We start from the raw sequence: 17,218 nt of genomic DNA on the forward strand, positions 1-17,218 counted from the left end.
CGCTTTTTTGCGCATGTTGTCATATTTCTGTAACAATTTGTGCGTTGATTCACAGTAACAATCACCGTGATTTCTTAACATCCCCGCCTTGCTGGAGTTTGGGGCAGTTAAACCCCTGTAAATTCAATACATGGCCACGGAGGCTGTCATGCTCAGTATCTTTAAACCTGCGCCGCACCGGGCGCGTCTGCCTGAGGCAGAAATAGATCCGCTTTACCGCCGCCTGCGCTGGCAAATTTTCCTGGGGATCTTCTTCGGGTATGCGGCGTATTACCTTGTGCGTAAAAACTTTGCCCTCGCCATGCCTTATCTGGTTGAGCAGGGCTTTTCGCGTGGCGATCTCGGGTTCGCGCTGTCGGGGATCTCCATCGCCTACGGCTTTTCGAAATTCATCATGGGATCGGTGTCGGATCGCTCGAATCCGCGCGTGTTCCTGCCAGCCGGTCTGATCCTGGCGGCGGCGGTGATGCTGTTTATGGGCTTTGTGCCATGGGCAACGTCCAGCATCGCCATTATGTTTGTGCTGCTGTTCCTGTGCGGCTGGTTCCAGGGGATGGGATGGCCGCCATGCGGGCGTACCATGGTGCACTGGTGGTCGCAAAAGGAGCGTGGCGGCATTGTGTCGGTGTGGAACTGCGCGCATAACGTGGGTGGCGGCATTCCGCCTCTGCTGTTCCTGCTGGGGATGGCCTGGTTTAACGACTGGCACGCTGCGCTCTATATGCCTGCCTTTGGCGCCATTCTGGTGGCGATTATCGCCTTTGCGCTGATGCGTGATACACCGCAGTCCTGCGGCCTGCCGCCGATTGAGGAGTACAAAAACGACTATCCGGATGATTACAGCGAGAAGCACGAAGAAGAGCTGACGGCAAAGCAGATCTTCATGAAGTACGTGTTGCCGAACAAACTGCTGTGGTACATCGCGGTTGCGAACGTGTTTGTTTACCTGCTGCGTTACGGCATCCTCGACTGGTCACCGACCTACCTGAAAGAGGTGAAGCATTTCGCGCTGGATAAATCCTCCTGGGCCTACTTCCTGTACGAATACGCGGGGATCCCGGGGACGCTGATTTGCGGCTGGATGTCGGACAAAGTATTTAAGGGCAACCGTGGCGCAACGGGCGTCTTCTTTATGACGCTCGTGACCATTGCCACCGTCGTCTACTGGCTCAACCCGCCGGGCAACCCGGGCGTGGATATGACCTGTATGATCGTCATCGGCTTCCTGATTTATGGTCCTGTTATGTTGATCGGTCTGCATGCGCTGGAACTGGCACCGAAAAAAGCAGCCGGTACGGCGGCAGGCTTTACCGGTCTGTTTGGCTACCTGGGCGGTTCGGTCGCGGCGAGCGCCATCGTGGGCTATACCGTTGACTTCTTCGGCTGGGACGGCGGCTTTATGGTGATGATCGGCGGCAGCGTGCTGGCGGTACTGCTGCTGATTGTTGTGATGATCGGTGAAAAACGTCACCACGCGGACGTGCTGGCGCGTCGTCAATAAGGAGCATTGCCATGAAATTAACTCAATTAGCGACCGGTCTGCTGCTGGCGGGCCTGATGACCGGCTCCGCACTGGCGGCGGATAAAATCGTTATTGCCCATCGCGGCGCAAGCGGCTATCTGCCGGAGCATACGCTGCCGGCGAAAGCGATGGCCTACGCGCAGGGGGCCGATTATCTTGAGCAGGATCTGGTGATGACAAAGGACGACCAGCTGGTCGTCCTGCATGACCACTATCTTGATCGCGTGACCGATGTGGCGGAGCGTTTCCCGGACCGCGCCCGTAAAGATGGTCGTTTTTACGCCATCGATTTTACTCTGGATGAAATCCGCTCTCTGAAGTTTACCGAAGGCTTCGAGATTGAAAACGGCAAGAAGGTGCAGGTTTATCCGGGACGTTTCCCGATGGGTAAATCTGACTTCCGTATCCATACCTTCCAGGAAGAGATTGAGTTTGTTCAGGGGCTGAACCACTCAACGGGCAAAAATATCGGTATCTATCCGGAAATTAAAGCCCCGTGGTTCCATCACCAGGAAGGGAAGGATATTGCCGCGAAGACGCTGGAGGTGCTGAAGCAATACGGCTACACCAGCAAGAAGGACAAAGTTTATCTCCAGTGTTTTGACGCCGCAGAACTGAAGCGCATCAAAAGCGAGCTGGAGCCTAAGATGGGGATGGATCTCAATCTGGTCCAGCTGATTGCCTATACCGACTGGAACGAAACCCAGGAGAAGCAGGCAGACGGCAAGTGGGTAAACTACAACTATGACTGGATGTTCAAACCGGGCGCCATGAAGCAGATCGCGCAGTACGCCGACGGGATCGGGCCGGATTACCACATGCTGGTGGCGGAAGGTTCAACCCCGGGCCACGTGAAGCTGACGGCGATGGTAAAAGAGGCACACGCCAGCAAGATGCAGGTGCATCCGTATACGGTGCGCGCAGACCAGTTACCGCCGTACGCCACGGACGTGAATCAGCTTTACGAGGTGTTGTATAAGCAGGCGGACGTAGACGGGTTGTTTACGGATTTCCCGGATAAAGCGGTGACGTTCTTAAAATAGTTTTGTAGGTCGGGTAAGGCGAAGCCGCCACCCGACAATCAGGCTCTGCGGCCTGATGCCCTCACCCTAACCCTCTCCCACAGGGCTGAGGAATCCCCAGAAAATTAGATATGGATAAATGGTTGTTTATTGTTCAAAAATGGAGCTAAAAACAACCGATAACTCGACAGAAGATGCACATTTATGAGCGTTTTCTGTCTGTCTACGAGCTGAGTGAATCTAACTGCTCGCAAAATATTCATTCTAATCCTCTGAAACCACTAATAAAAAATTAGTGGGGATTCCTCAGCCCACAGGGAGAGGGAACCAGGGCAATCACATCTCGATTTCAATATCACCTTTTGCCCGGCAGCAGCAGGGCAAAATTTCCCCTTCATTGATAAAGGCCAGCGGTTCGGTCAGCCAGTCCACCTGGCCGGTGACCAGGCGGCAGCGGCAGGAGCCGCAATAGCCTTCACGACACTGATACTCTACCGTCACCTGATTCGCCTCAAGGGCTGCCAGCAGGGAAGGGTGCTCTTCCTGGCACAGCACTTCTGTGCCCGAAAGACTCAGCGTTACGCGCGTCATCAGAGCTGGAAATTGCTCAGGTCGTCAGTGTTGACTTCAGAATCAATCTGACCGACCAGGTAAGAACTTACTTCCACTTCCTGTGGCGCCACCTGCACGTTATCGGACACCAGCCAGGTGTTGATCCACGGGATCGGGTTGGAGCGCGTCTGGAATGGCAGATCAAGACCGACCGCCTGCATACGGATATTGGTGATGTACTCAACGTACTGGCACAGAATGTCTTTGTTCAGGCCAATCATGGAGCCGTCGCGGAACAGGTAGTCTGCCCACTCTTTCTCCTGCTGTGCGGCCAGCACGAACAGGTCGTAGCACTCCTGCTTGCACTCTTCAGCGATTTCCGCCATTTCCGGGTCGTCTGCACCGCTGCGCAACAGGTTCAGCATGTGCTGGGTGCCGGTCAGGTGCAGGGCTTCGTCACGGGCGATCAGACGGATGATTTTGGCGTTACCTTCCATCAGCTTGCGCTCGGCAAACGCAAAGGAGCAGGCAAAGCTCACGTAGAAGCGGATGGCTTCCAGGGCGTTAACGCTCATCAGGCACAGGTACAGCTGCTTTTTCAGCGCGCGCAGGTTCACGGTGACGGTTTTGCCGTTCACGTTGTGGGTCCCTTCGCCCAGCAGGTGCCAGTAGCTGGTCATCTCGATCAGCTCGTCGTAATAGTGGGCAATCCCTTCCGCGCGTTTCTGAATCTGCTCGTTGGTGACGATATCGTCAAACACCACCGCCGGATCGTTAACGATATTGCGGATAATGTGGGTGTAAGAGCGGGAGTGGATCGTCTCCGAGAACGCCCAGGTTTCCACCCAGGTTTCCAGTTCCGGAATGGAGATCAGCGGCAGCAGGGCAACGTTCGGGCTGCGGCCCTGAATGGAGTCCAGCAGCGTCTGGTACTTCAGGTTGCTGATGAAAATGTGTTTTTCATGCTCCGGCAACGCCTGGAAATCGATACGATCGCGGGAAACGTCAACTTCCTCCGGACGCCAGAAGAAGGAGAGTTGCTTTTCAATCAGCTTTTCGAAGATGTCATATTTTTGCTGATCGTAGCGTGCCACATTGACCGGCTGGCCGAAGAACATCGGCTCTTTGAGCTGGTCGTTTTTCGTCTGTGAAAAGGTGGTATATGCCATGAGTGTGTCCTGTGGTGTTATTTCCCCCTCATCCCGGCCCTCTCCCACAGGGAGAGGGGGAAAGAGTTCCCTCTCCCTGTGGGAGAGGGTTAGGATGAGGGGATTTATTAGATCTTACATGCGCCGCTTTCGCAGCCATCATCCTGAATTGACGGTGCCAGATCGTCCTGCGCGTCTTCTGCACCATCACGGGTGTTGTGATAATACAGAGTTTTCACGCCAAATTTGTACGCGGTGAGCAGGTCTTTCAGCAGTTGCTGCATTGGCACTTTACCAGACGGGAAACGCGTCGGGTCGTAGTTGGTATTGGCAGAGATCGACTGATCGATGAATTTCTGCATGATACCCACCAGCTGCAGATAGCCGTCATTGTTTGGCATTTCCCACAGCAGCTCGTAGTTGTCTTTCAGCAGTTCGTAATCCGGCACCACCTGGCGCAAGATGCCGTCTTTCGACGCTTTAATGCTGACGTGACCGCGCGGCGGCTCGATACCGTTGGTGGCGTTAGAGATCTGCGAAGAGGTCTCAGACGGCATCAGGGCAGAGAGCGTGGAGTTGCGCAGGCCGTGAGTCTTAATGGACTCGCGCAGTGCTTCCCAGTCCAGATGCAGCGGCGCGTTTGCAATCGCATCCAGGTCTTTCTTGTAGGTGTCGATTGGCAGAATGCCTTTCGCATAGGTGGTTTCGTTAAACCACGGGCATGCGCCTTGCTCTTTCGCCAGCTCGTTAGACGCTTTCAGCAGGTAATACTGGATCGCTTCGAACGTTTCGTGGGTCAGGTTGTTCGCGCTGCCGTCGGAGTAACGCTTACCGTGTTTCGCCAGCCAGTAGGCGAAGTTGATGACGCCGATACCCAGCGTACGACGGCCCATTGCGCCGCGTTTCGCCGCAGGGATTGGGTAATCCTGGTAGTCCAGCAGGGCGTCGAGCGCACGGACGGCCAGCACTGCCAGCTCTTCCAGCTCGTCCAGGCTCTTAATCGCGCCCAGGTTGAACGCAGACAGCGTACACAGCGCAATTTCGCCGTTTTCGTCGTTCACGTCTTCCAGCGGTTTGGTCGGCAGGGCGATCTCCAGGCACAGGTTAGACTGGCGCACTGGCGCAACAACCGGATCAAACGGGCTGTGGGTGTTGCAGTGGTCAACGTTCTGGATGTAGATACGGCCGGTAGAGGCACGTTCCTGCATCATCAGGGAGAACAGATCGACCGCCTTCACGCGCTGTTTACGGATGCTGTCGTCTTTTTCGTATTTGGTGTACAGACGTTCAAACTCGTCCTGATCGGCGAAGAACGCGTCATACAGACCCGGGACATCGGACGGGCTGAACAGGGTAATGTCTTCACCTTTCAGCAGACGGGTGTACATCAGTTTGTTGATCTGCACGCCGTAGTCCATGTGACGCACGCGGTTACCTTCAACACCACGGTTGTTTTTCAGTACCAGCAGGCTTTCGACTTCCAGGTGCCACATTGGGTAGAACAGGGTTGCCGCACCACCGCGCACGCCGCCCTGAGAGCAGGATTTTACTGCGGTCTGGAAGTGCTTGTAGAACGGGATACAACCGGTATGGAACGCTTCACCGCCGCGAATTGGGCTGCCCAGGGCACGAATGCGACCGGCGTTGATACCGATACCGGCACGCTGGGAGACGTATTTGACAATCGCGCTGGAGGTCGCGTTGATGGAATCCAGGCTGTCACCGCACTCGATCAGTACGCAGGAGCTGAACTGACGGGTTGGGGTACGCACGCCAGACATAATCGGCGTCGGCAGAGAAATCTTGAACGTAGAGACCGCATCATAGAAACGCTTAACGTATTCCAGACGGGTGTCACGCGGGTAGTTAGAGAACAGGCAGGCGGCCACCAGAATATAGAGGAACTGGGCGCTCTCGTAGATTTCGCCCGTGACACGGTTCTGGACCAGGTATTTGCCTTCGAGCTGTTTCACCGCTGCGTAGGAGAAGTTCATATCACGCCAGTGATCGATAAACCCGTTCATCTGCTCGAACTCTTCTTCCGTATAGTCTTCCAGCAGATGCGTGTCGTATTTACCCAGCTCAACCATTTTCACCACGTGGTCGTAAAGCGCAGGCGGCTCGAACTGGCCGTAGGCTTTTTTACGCAGGTGGAAAATCGCCAGACGTGCAGCGAGGTACTGATAATCCGGCGCTTCGCGGGAGATCAGATCCGCCGCCGCTTTGATGATGGTTTCGTGGATATCAGACGTTTTGATGCCGTCGTAGAACTGAATATGGGAACGCAGTTCAACCTGGGAGATAGATACGTTGTTCAGGCCTTCTGCTGCCCAGTCGAGAACTCGATGGATTTTGTCCAGATTGATACGCTCGGTAGTACCGTCGCGCTTTGTCACCAGCAGACTCTGATTCATGTGGGTTTTACCTGTCCGTGAAATAAAAAAATATCCCCCGTTTATCCACAGATCCGCCTTGTGACTAACTCTGTGGATAAATACTACATATAGGGGGTTTGCGATAAGAGAAACGCTATATGGTGAGTATTCTAGTAAGGATTCTTTTCAGTACAAGGGTTGATTTTGACGTTAAATTGAGGTTGTGAAAGGGTAAAAAAGGCTAAGTCCTCATGCTGTAAGGCCTGGAAGAGATGTCAATAATTAAGAAAAAAAATTCAAAATTTGATCGAGTGCTGATTTCTTCAACGGGAGGTCAGAATTGCGCAACATGATGTCGCGCAATCTTTATAAGAATAATGGATGACGTTAGTCGTTTTTGGCGGTCGTGTGCAACATATAGTTAACATCTACGCCCGGTGCGAGTTTGAATTTATCCGTGAATGGATTGTAGTGCAGACCGGTGATGTGCTGCTCCTTGAGCCACGTCTGGTCAACCCAGCTCAGTAACTCAGCAGGCTTGATGAATTTCTTCACGTCGTGCGTGCCTTTCGGCACCATGCGCAGCACATACTCAGCGCCGACGACGGCCATCAGCCAGGCTTTGCCGTTACGGTTGATGGTGGAGAAGAAGACCTGGCCGCCCGGTTTCACCAGTTTTGCGCAGGCATTGACGACGGACTGCGGGTCGGGAACGTGCTCCAGCATCTCCATGCAAGTGACCACGTCGTACTGGTGCGCATGTTTTGCCGCGTGTTCCTCAACGGTTTCCTGTACGTACTCCACCTGAATCCCGGACTCCAGCGCATGCAGACGGGCAACCTGCAACGGTTCAAAACCCATATCCAGGCCGGTGACAGTGGCCCCTTCGCGCGCCATGCTCTCTGCCAGGATGCCGCCGCCGCAGCCGACGTCGAGCACTTTTTTACCGAACAGACCGCCGGAACGCTCCGCGATATAGCCCAGACGCAGCGGGTTGATGCGATGCAGAGGTTTGAACTCACCTTCGAGATCCCACCAGCGGGACGCCACCGCTTCAAATTTGGCAATCTCTTCGTGGTCTACGTTGTGAGCCACCGGGGATTTTTCGGCATTCATGGGCGCTTTTACTCCTTATTTAGCAAGACGAATGAGTATATCAGGCAATCCCTGTGAATAAAGCGTATAGGTTTACCTGTATCACCGCGGCTGTGTTATAATTTGCGACCTTTGAATCCGGGATACAGTAGAGGGATAGCGGTTAGATGAGCGACCTTGCGAGAGAAATTACACCGGTTAACATCGAGGAAGAGCTGAAGAGCTCCTATCTGGACTATGCGATGTCGGTCATTGTTGGCCGTGCGCTGCCGGACGTCCGCGATGGCCTGAAGCCGGTACACCGTCGCGTACTATACGCCATGAACGTATTGGGCAATGACTGGAATAAAGCCTACAAAAAATCTGCCCGTGTCGTTGGTGACGTAATCGGTAAATACCATCCCCATGGTGATTCCGCGGTGTACGACACCATCGTTCGTATGGCGCAGCCTTTCTCGCTGCGTTACATGCTGGTAGATGGTCAGGGTAACTTTGGTTCTATCGACGGCGACTCCGCCGCGGCAATGCGTTATACGGAAATCCGTCTGGCGAAAATTGCCCATGAGCTGATGGCCGACCTGGAAAAAGAGACGGTTGATTTCGTTGATAACTACGATGGCACGGAAAAAATTCCTGACGTCATGCCAACGAAGATCCCTAACCTGCTGGTGAACGGTTCGTCCGGTATCGCCGTAGGGATGGCGACCAACATTCCGCCGCACAACATCACCGAAGTGATCAACGGCTGCCTGGCCTATATCGACGATGAAGACATCAGCATTGAAGGGCTGATGGAACACATCCCGGGCCCGGACTTCCCGACGGCGGCCATCATCAACGGTCGTCGTGGTATTGAAGAAGCGTACCGCACCGGTCGCGGCAAGATTTACATCCGTGCCCGCGCCGAAGTGGAAGCAGATGCCAAAACCGGCCGTGAAACCATCATTGTTCACGAGATCCCGTATCAGGTGAACAAAGCGCGACTGATTGAAAAAATCGCCGAGCTGGTAAAAGAAAAACGTGTTGAAGGCATCAGCGCGCTGCGTGACGAGTCTGATAAAGACGGTATGCGCATCGTGATTGAAATCAAACGCGACGCGGTGGGCGAGGTTGTGCTGAACAACCTGTACTCTCAGACCCAGCTGCAGGTCTCCTTCGGTATCAACATGGTTGCACTGCACCATGGTCAGCCGAAGATCATGAACCTGAAAGAGATCCTGAGCGCGTTTGTCCGTCACCGCCGCGAAGTGGTGACCCGTCGTACTATTTTCGAACTGCGTAAAGCGCGTGACCGTGCCCACATCCTTGAGGCACTGGCCGTGGCGCTGGCCAACATCGACCCGATCATCGAGCTGATCCGTCGCGCGCCAACCCCGGCGGAAGCGAAAACCGCGCTGATTTCCCGTCCGTGGGATCTTGGCAACGTTGCGGCAATGCTGGAGCGTGCCGGTGATGACGCCGCGCGTCCTGAGTGGCTGGAACCTGAATTCGGCGTGCGTGATGGTCAGTACTACCTGACTGAACAGCAGGCCCAGGCGATTCTGGATCTGCGTCTGCAGAAACTGACCGGCCTTGAGCATGAAAAACTGCTCGACGAATATAAAGAGCTGCTGGAGCAGATCGCTGAACTGCTGCACATTCTGGGCAGCGCAGAGCGCCTGATGGAAGTGATCCGCGAAGAGCTGGAGCTGATCCGCGATCAGTTCGGCGATGAGCGTCGCACCGAAATCACCGCCAACTCCGCAGATATCAACATCGAAGACCTGATCAACCAGGAAGACGTTGTTGTGACCCTGTCTCACCAGGGCTACGTGAAGTATCAGCCGTTAACTGACTACGAAGCACAGCGTCGTGGTGGTAAAGGCAAATCTGCGGCACGTATTAAAGAAGAAGACTTTATCGACCGTCTGCTGGTGGCGAACACCCATGACACCATCCTCTGCTTCTCCAGCCGGGGTCGTCTGTACTGGATGAAGGTCTACCAGTTGCCGGAAGCGAGCCGTGGTGCACGTGGTCGTCCGATCGTTAACCTGCTGCCGCTGGAAGCGAACGAACGTATCACTGCCATTCTGCCGGTACGCGAGTACGAAGAGGGCGTGAACGTCTTTATGGCGACCGCCAGCGGTACCGTGAAGAAAACCGCGCTGACCGAGTTCAGCCGTCCACGTTCTGCCGGTATCATCGCGGTGAACCTGAACGAAGGCGATGAGCTGATTGGCGTCGATCTGACTTCAGGCAAAGATGAAGTCATGCTCTTCTCCGCAGCCGGTAAAGTGGTGCGCTTCAAAGAAGACGCCGTCCGCGCAATGGGTCGTACCGCAACGGGCGTTCGCGGTATCAAACTGGCGGGCGAAGACAGCGTCGTTTCTCTGATTATTCCGCGCGGGGAAGGGGCTATCCTGACCGTGACGCAGAATGGTTACGGTAAACGTACCGCGGAAGGGGAATACCCAACCAAGTCGCGTGGCACGCAGGGCGTTATCTCTATCAAGGTGACCGAGCGCAACGGTTCCGTTGTGGGCGCGGTGCAGGTAGACGATGCCGACCAGATCATGATGATCACCGATGCCGGTACGCTGGTGCGTACCCGCGTGTCGGAGATTAGCGTGGTGGGTCGTAATACCCAGGGCGTTATCCTCATCCGTACGGCGGAAGATGAAAACGTGGTGGGTCTGCAGCGTGTTGCTGAGCCGGTGGACGACGAAGAGCTCGACTCCATCGACGGTAGCGTCGCGGAAGGTGATGATGACATCGCACCGGAAGTGGACACCGACGATGATGCAGCGGATGACGCTGACGAGTAATGTCTCCTGACGCATAAAGGGCCGGATTCCGGCCCTTTTCTTTTGCAGATGCAGACAAGTCAACGTTGCGACAAGCCGCGTTTACCGCTACCTTAACCACATTCTTTTTGACCCCGATGGCGGAGCCTCGCCCCTTTGAAATACCTCGTCTCCTTTCGAACCACGCTGAAAGTCTCTCGCTATCTGTTTCGGGCGCTGGCGCTCTTGCTTTGGTTACTGGTGGCCTTGTCCTCGGTGTTTTACATCGTCAACGCGCTGCACCAGAAAGAAGCGGAGATCCGTCAGGAATTTAACCTAAGTTCCGATCAGGCCCAGCGCTATATTCAGCGCACCTCCGACGTGATGAAGGAGCTGAAGTACATTGCCGAAAATCGCCTGACGGCGGAAAACGGTATTCTTGCCATCCGCGGCCGTAATGACAAAACCGAAGTACCGGATTTCGAGCCGCTGTTCCCGGATTCCGACTGCTCCGCCATGAGCAACACCTGGCGCGGTTCCCTGGAATCGCTCTCCTGGTTTATGCGCTACTGGCGTGACAACTTCTCCGCCGCCTATGACCTGAACCGCGTATTCCTGATTGGCAGCGAAAACCTCTGCATGGCCGACTTTGGCCTGCGCGATGTGCCCGTCGAACGTGATGATGCGTTGAAAAGCCTGCATGAACGCATTTTGAAATACCGCAATGCGCCGCAGGACGAGCGCGGGAATAACATCTTCTGGATAAGCCAGGGGCCGCGCATGGGCGTGGGCTATTTCTATGCGCTGACGCCAGTTTATCTGGGCAATCGCCTGCAGGCGCTGCTGGGCATTGAACAGACCATCCGCATGGAAAACTTCTTCACGCCGGGCAGTCTGCCAATGGGAGTGACCATTCTGGATGAGAACGGCCATCCCCTGATTTCACTCACCGGGCCGGATAATCGCCTGAACGTCGATCCGCACTGGATGCAGGAGCGTTCGTGGTTTGGCTATACCTCAGGATTCCGTGAGCTGGTGCTGAAGAAAAGCTTACCGCCATCGTCGCTGAGTATCGTCTATTCCCTGCCTGTGGATATGGTGCTTGAGCGGATCCGTATTCTTATCATGAATGCCATCCTGCTGAACGTGCTGGCCGGTGGCGCGCTGTTTACCCTGGCGCGGATGTATGAGCGGAAGATTTTTATCCCCGCTGAAAGCGATGCCCAGCGTCTGGAGGAACACGAGCAGTTTAACCGTAAGATTGTTGCCTCCGCACCGGTGGGGATCTGTATCCTGCGCACCCAGGACGGCACCAATATCCTCAGTAATGAACTGGCGCATAACTACCTGAACATGCTGACGCACGAGGACCGGCAAAGGCTGACGCAAATTATCTGTGGTCAGCAGGTGAATTTTGTCGACGTGCTGACCAGCACCCACACCAACTTACAAATTAGCTTCGTGCATTCGCGCTATCGCAATGAAAACGTGGCGATTTGCGTGCTGGTGGATGTCTCAGCACGTGTGAAGATGGAAGAGTCTTTGCAGGAGATGGCCCAGGCGGCAGAGCAGGCCAGCCAGTCGAAATCCATGTTCCTTGCCACCGTCAGTCACGAACTGCGTACGCCGCTGTACGGGATTATCGGCAACCTCGATCTGCTGCAAACCAAAGAGCTGCCGAAAGGCGTTGATCGCCTGGTGACGGCGATGAACAACTCCTCAAGCCTGCTGCTGAAAATCATCAGCGACATTCTCGACTTCTCGAAAATTGAGTCCGAGCAGCTGAAAATTGAACCGCGCGAGTTCTCTCCGCGCGAGGTGATGAACCACATCAGCGCCAACTATCTGCCGCTGGTGGTACGTAAACAGCTGGGTCTCTATTGCTTTATTGAGCCAGACGTACCGCTGACGCTGCATGGCGATCCTATGCGTCTGCAGCAGGTCATTTCGAACCTGCTCAGTAACGCCATCAAGTTCACCGACATCGGCTGTATCGTGTTGCATGTGTGCCGGGCAGGGGACTACCTGAGCATTCGTGTGCGTGATACCGGCGTTGGGATCCCGGCGAAGGAAGTGGTTCGTCTGTTTGACCCGTTCTTCCAGGTGGGTACCGGCGTGCAGCGTAACTTCCAGGGGACCGGACTGGGGCTGGCAATTTGTGAGAAGCTCGTCAGCATGATGGACGGCGATATCTCGGTGGATACCGAACCCGGTATGGGCAGCCAGTTCACCATTCGTATTCCGCTCTATTCTGCGCAGTATCCGGCGAAAACGACGGTTGACGGCCTGAGCGATAAGCGCTGCTGGCTGGCGGTGCACAACGCCTCGCTGAATGATTATCTGACGGCACTGCTGAACCACAGCGGCGTGCGCGTTTCCCGTTATGAAGGCCAGACGCCGGACGTGGACGATGTGCTGATCACCGATGACACGCTGGCGCAACCGTGGCAGGGAAGGGGCGTGGTGATGTTCTGTCGTCGCCACATCGGTATTCCGGTTGAGCGTGCGCCGGGCGAGTGGGTTCATAGTGTGGCGACGCCACATGAGCTGTTGGGGCTGCTGGCGCGCATCTACAGCGTGCAGCTCGAAGAGAACGATGGCGCGGCGACCCTGCCGTCACCGGAATCGCTGGCGTCAGTAAACGACGATATGATGATTCTGGTCGTGGATGACCATCCGATTAACCGTCGCCTGCTGGCTGACCAGCTGGGCTCGCTGGGTTATCAATGTAAAACCGCTAATGACGGCGTGGATGCGCTGAATGTGCTCAGTAAAAACCATATTGATATCGTTCTCAGCGACGTGAATATGCCCAATATGGACGGCTATCGTCTGACGCAGCGTATCCGCCAGCTTGGTCTGACGTTGCCGGTGGTAGGCGTCACGGCGAATGCGCTGGCGGAAGAGAAACAGCGCTGCCTGGAGTCAGGAATGGACAGCTGTCTGTCGAAACCGGTTACGCTGGACGTACTGAAGCAGACATTGTCGATTTACGCGGATCGCGTGAGAAAAACGCGGACATAAAAAAGGCCCGTAAGGGCCTTTTACTTTTCACCCTCTCCCCGTGGGAGAGGGACGGGGTGAGGGCATCAGAACGCACACCCGTCCTGGATCAATCCTTATCCGTCGCGCTCAGCGTCACGGAGGAGAGATAGTTCAGCAGCGCGATATCGTTGTCCACGCCCAGTTTCATCATGGCTGATTTCTTCTGGCTACTGATGGTTTTAATACTGCGGTTCAGCTTCTTGGCAATCTCGGTCACGAGGAAACCTTCAGCGAAAAGACGCAGAACTTCGCTCTCTTTTGGCGACAGGCGTTTGTCACCGTAGCCACCTGCACTGATTTTTTCCAGCAGACGAGAGACGCTCTCAGGGGTGAACTTTTTGCCTTTCTGCAGCGCAGCCAGCGCTTTAGGCAGGTCAGTTGGTGCGCCCTGTTTCAGTACAATCCCTTCGATATCCAGATCCAGCACGGCGCTCAGAATCGCCGGGTTGTTATTCATGGTCAGAACAATGATCGAGATGTCCGGGAAGTGACGTTTAATATATTTGATGAGCGTGATCCCATCACCGTATTTGTCTCCAGGCATGGAGAGATCGGTAATGAGCACGTGTGCATCAAGTTTTGGGAGGTTATTGATCAGTGCTGTAGAGTCTTCAAATTCACCGACTACATTCACCCACTCGATCTGTTCAAGTGATTTGCGAATACCGAACAGTACAATCGGATGGTCATCGGCAATAATTACGTTCATATTGTTCATGTATTAGGCTACCTTGCTACAGCAAGCTTTTGACGTAGGCGTCAATGTCGCTGATGTATTTTTCAATGCCAGAGGCATCTTTCTCACGAATTAGATGTTCCAGCGTTTCACATAACTGCTTGCCGGGAACCAGATTAAGCATGGCAAACACCCCTTTAAGCCGGTGTGCTGTCTGCGCCAGCGCTGCAAAATCATTCGCAGCGGACTCAGTATACAACCGCTTAACATCATCTGGTACTGTATCAACAAAGAGTGAATAATATCCGCTGGCGTGAAGCTCGGCATTTTCATTGCCGCCTAACGGGGATTCCGCTATCTCTTCCTGCGCCAGTTGCTCTTCTATTAGTTGTAGTACAGCTTCCTGCATCGCATTGCTTATATTAAAGTTGACGCGCAGCTGGCCTGGGCCGATTTTTCGCACGCCTGGCTCATCATCGCTTAAAAGCAAGCCGGAGGCAGTAAGATTAGACGGATTATCAGTTAAAAACAGATCAAATTCTTGACTTGAGAGTCTTTCATCCGGCGTGATGCAGGCCGCACCCCAGTTTTCCAGCAGGCGTACCACGATATTGCGGATCTCGTTCGAGGTCACATCCACCATCACAACCACATCGTCCAGCAGGCGTTCTTCATCTTCTTCCTGAGGATTGGCGGCCATTTTTACGTGCAGCGAATAACGGGTGCCAAGCGATTCACGGGCTTTAATGTTCAGATGGCCGCCAAGCTTACGCGCCAGCTGATCGCACAGCCAGAAGGTCAGGGCATTGGCCTTACCGTAGCGATCGCTTTGGGTATCGTTCAGGAACGGGAAGTGCAGATTATCAATCTCACTGGTTGTGACGCCTTCACCGGTATCGAGGATACGGAACGTCAGACGATCCTCCGCGGACTCGTCGGTATTGACCTCAAGCGTGATTTTGCCAATTTGCGTGGTGGTGACGGCGTACTGAATAATCATCAGCAGAATTCGACGCAGCGCCTCGCGATCGCCGCGACGTTCGTCGTTGGCCGGCAGGTGGTTGTTGATCAGCAGCTGCAGACCTTTGCGCTTAATCACCGGCAGAACTTCCGGCACCACTTCGTCAATCAGATCCTGAATCGAGAAGAGGGTCGGCGTGCCTTTCCAGAAGTCGTTCTCAAGCATGTTCGCGAGCTGGATCTCATCCACCATCCGCACCAGCGAATCCGCCTGGCTTGCCAGCTGTTGGCTTTCAGGCGTGCTCAAGGCCGCTGCCTGCGTCGCCAGCGTTCTTAACGGCTGCTTGAAGGCATCACCAATGTTTTGCATAAACGCGGCGCGACCCTGCTGATTTTTCTCATACAGTCTTTGCGCCTGCTTCAGTTTTTTGTTCACCAGTACTTCGCGATCCTGATCGCGAATAATGAAGATCTGCGTGCGGGAGGCGACCTGGCTGCGGAACTGACGGATCTCGTACAGTTCATTATTGATGGTGGCCTGAATCACCCCCTGATGCTGATCCGCCATGGTGGTGATGTTCTGCAGGTTAAGATGCGGCAGCAGATGGTCGGCAATTTTATTGCTCATCACCGTGCGGTTGGCTTCCTGGTCGTGAACCAGCACACCCAGCGGCAGTACTGAGATGATTTCTTCATTCAGGGCGCGTAATACGCGCAATTCATTACTGGTTCCGGCCGGGACCGTTGAGGCATCGCTCTGACGCCCGGGCTGGAAACGGAACGTACTGTAGCCAAACAGCGCCAGCGCCAGTAGCCCAATATTCAGCAGCAGCGGTAACAGGATATTTTGCAGGGTGTCGAGCAGCAGCGTGCCAAACGGCACCTGCCACACCAGGCGCATACCGGTTGAGTTTAGCGAAGAGGCAATTTCAATCTTCGAGCCGTTAAAGGAGATAGAAACGCTTTCTGCGGCCTCTTTATCCGAGGTAGCACGCATGTTCTGGGTACTGCTGTCCGGCTCCAGGCGGAAGCTGTCGAGCGGCATATCCGGCGGGATCAGATCGTTAATTGGTAGATCGAACGCCACAACCGTCGCCAGATGTCCTGGCTGGTTAAAGGTGGTGCGCAGGGTAAAGTAATGGCCATTTTGCCAGGCCAGACGGCGCAGGGAAGAGAAGCTCTCGCGTTCATCAAGGGCGTTCGCCTGCTGCAGCATTTCTGCCCGGCGGGAATCGACTATGCTGCCCACGGTCGTCTCTTTAAAACCCGAGGAGAGATCTTTAAGCGGCAGGGTCGAGATCAGGATCATGCTGTTATCCTGACCGTTCAGATAGTACATCGACCATGGCACCGTCTCGGCACCCCAGAGGGTGTCGAGATAGGTTGAAATGCGCTGCGTCATCTCAAGCGTCGCGCTGTCGTGCGAGCCGAAAATAAGCGCTTCCGTTTTGCGCTGCGGCTTTTCCAGGTAGTAAACGTCCTGCTTCAGGCGCGTTTCCTGCAGCCCTTCACCTGAGGATGTCGCCGGGGCGGCCGCGATATTGTCGTAAATCTGCCAGGTGGCGTAGCGCCAGGTGTCAATGCGCTTGTGCACGGCATGCGTGATATCAACGACCTGATAGCTCTTATCCTTCAGCCAGGCGTTCACCGCGCTCTGAACCATAACCCCCATCGTGACCAACAGCACAACGATCAAAAGAAGAAAGAAACGGGTGATGCTCCCGGGGAGAAGGGAGAATTTGCTCGGGGCGGTAGTTTCAGTCTGACTCATTGATATGTTTAACCCGTAATGGCCGTGCTTTATGGCGATAGGGCAGTATAAAGGGTAATAACTGAATTTCCAGCCTCCTAGCCTTTGAACACGCGACTTTTTCCTCTGTGAGTACTCACTGAATGGTCTGTATTAAATGTGTACATACCCGAGGTGAATGTACAGATTACGCTCGATATCAGACAGAGAATAGCACGAATAAACAAGAAATTATGTTTTGTTGCGTTGCGTTTTATGCGGGAGGGGTTTCAGGTGAATTTAGTTAATAGTCGTTATGATTTCTGTGCGGT

The 17,218-nt window shown here is 54.4% G+C and carries 10 protein-coding genes; 4 read left to right on the forward strand and 6 right to left on the reverse strand.

Features of this window, described 5'->3' with window-relative positions:
• The first annotated feature begins 148 nt into the window (after positions 1-148).
• Positions 149-1,501, forward strand: coding sequence for a glycerol-3-phosphate transporter (gene glpT, locus AC2FAK_RS09560; RefSeq protein ID WP_013098018.1), 1,353 nt, complete (start codon positions 149-151; stop codon positions 1,499-1,501).
• A gap of 11 nt (positions 1,502-1,512) precedes the next feature.
• Positions 1,513-2,565 (forward strand): glycerophosphodiester phosphodiesterase, encoded by a 1,053-nt coding sequence (gene glpQ, locus AC2FAK_RS09565; RefSeq protein ID WP_058682440.1) that lies wholly within the window; start codon positions 1,513-1,515, stop codon positions 2,563-2,565.
• A 315-nt stretch (positions 2,566-2,880) separates the two neighbouring features.
• Here the strand turns inward: glpQ and yfaE are convergent, their stop codons facing one another.
• The 4 genes from yfaE to ubiG all read right to left on the reverse strand — a co-directional run bounded on the left by yfaE (position 2,881) and on the right by ubiG (position 7,735).
• Entirely contained in the window at positions 2,881-3,135 is a 255-nt protein-coding gene (gene yfaE, locus AC2FAK_RS09570) for a class I ribonucleotide reductase maintenance protein YfaE (protein ID WP_014832737.1), read from the reverse strand.
• Positions 3,135-4,265 carry a class Ia ribonucleoside-diphosphate reductase subunit beta gene (gene nrdB, locus AC2FAK_RS09575; protein WP_013098012.1) on the reverse strand — a complete coding sequence of 377 codons (1,131 nt, stop codon included), beginning with the start codon at positions 4,263-4,265 and terminating at the stop codon, positions 3,135-3,137. The genes yfaE and nrdB overlap by 1 nt, the downstream gene beginning before the upstream one ends.
• Positions 4,266-4,372: 107 nt before the next feature.
• Positions 4,373-6,658 carry a class 1a ribonucleoside-diphosphate reductase subunit alpha gene (nrdA, locus tag AC2FAK_RS09580; protein WP_020690664.1) on the reverse strand — a complete coding sequence of 762 codons (2,286 nt, stop codon included), beginning with the start codon at positions 6,656-6,658 and terminating at the stop codon, positions 4,373-4,375.
• Positions 6,659-7,006: 348 nt separating this feature from the next.
• Positions 7,007-7,735 (reverse strand): bifunctional 2-polyprenyl-6-hydroxyphenol methylase/3-demethylubiquinol 3-O-methyltransferase UbiG, encoded by a 729-nt coding sequence (gene ubiG, locus AC2FAK_RS09585; RefSeq protein ID WP_014832734.1) that lies wholly within the window; start codon positions 7,733-7,735, stop codon positions 7,007-7,009.
• 146 nt (positions 7,736-7,881) lie between these two features.
• On the opposite strand from ubiG, the gene gyrA reads away from it, so the two are divergent.
• On the forward strand, positions 7,882-10,518 hold the full coding sequence (gene gyrA, locus AC2FAK_RS09590) for a DNA topoisomerase (ATP-hydrolyzing) subunit A (RefSeq protein WP_013098009.1): 2,637 nt from the start codon (positions 7,882-7,884) through the stop codon (positions 10,516-10,518).
• 135 nt (positions 10,519-10,653) lie between these two features.
• Entirely contained in the window at positions 10,654-13,500 is a 2,847-nt protein-coding gene (gene rcsC / locus AC2FAK_RS09595; RefSeq protein ID WP_020690666.1) for a two-component system sensor histidine kinase RcsC, read from the forward strand.
• Positions 13,501-13,588: 88 nt separating this feature from the next.
• On the opposite strand, the gene rcsB is transcribed toward rcsC, so the two are convergent.
• Positions 13,589-14,239 carry a response regulator transcription factor RcsB gene (gene rcsB / locus AC2FAK_RS09600; RefSeq protein ID WP_003859405.1) on the reverse strand — a complete coding sequence of 217 codons (651 nt, stop codon included), beginning with the start codon at positions 14,237-14,239 and terminating at the stop codon, positions 13,589-13,591.
• A gap of 16 nt (positions 14,240-14,255) precedes the next feature.
• Positions 14,256-16,928 carry a phosphotransferase RcsD gene (gene rcsD, locus AC2FAK_RS09605; protein WP_095455028.1) on the reverse strand — a complete coding sequence of 891 codons (2,673 nt, stop codon included), beginning with the start codon at positions 16,926-16,928 and terminating at the stop codon, positions 14,256-14,258.
• Positions 16,929-17,218 lie beyond the last annotated feature (290 nt).

The sequence above is a fragment of the Enterobacter cloacae complex sp. 394F7 genome, assembly GCF_057320385.1.

Excerpts from the sequence above, each read along its gene's own strand:
- glpT (WP_013098018.1), top strand. The coding sequence starts at position 149 with ATGCTCAGTATCTTTAAACCTGCGCCGCACCGGGCGCGTCTGCCTGAG.
- glpQ (WP_058682440.1), top strand. The coding sequence starts at position 1,513 with ATGAAATTAACTCAATTAGCGACCGGTCTGCTGCTGGCGGGCCTGATG.
- yfaE (WP_014832737.1), bottom strand. The coding sequence starts at position 3,135 with ATGACGCGCGTAACGCTGAGTCTTTCGGGCACAGAAGTGCTGTGCCAG.
- nrdB (WP_013098012.1), bottom strand. The coding sequence starts at position 4,265 with ATGGCATATACCACCTTTTCACAGACGAAAAACGACCAGCTCAAAGAG.
- nrdA (WP_020690664.1), bottom strand. The coding sequence starts at position 6,658 with ATGAATCAGAGTCTGCTGGTGACAAAGCGCGACGGTACTACCGAGCGT.
- ubiG (WP_014832734.1), bottom strand. The coding sequence starts at position 7,735 with ATGAATGCCGAAAAATCCCCGGTGGCTCACAACGTAGACCACGAAGAG.
- gyrA (WP_013098009.1), top strand. The coding sequence starts at position 7,882 with ATGAGCGACCTTGCGAGAGAAATTACACCGGTTAACATCGAGGAAGAG.
- rcsB (WP_003859405.1), bottom strand. The coding sequence starts at position 14,239 with ATGAACAATATGAACGTAATTATTGCCGATGACCATCCGATTGTACTG.
- rcsD (WP_095455028.1), bottom strand. The coding sequence starts at position 16,928 with ATGAGTCAGACTGAAACTACCGCCCCGAGCAAATTCTCCCTTCTCCCC.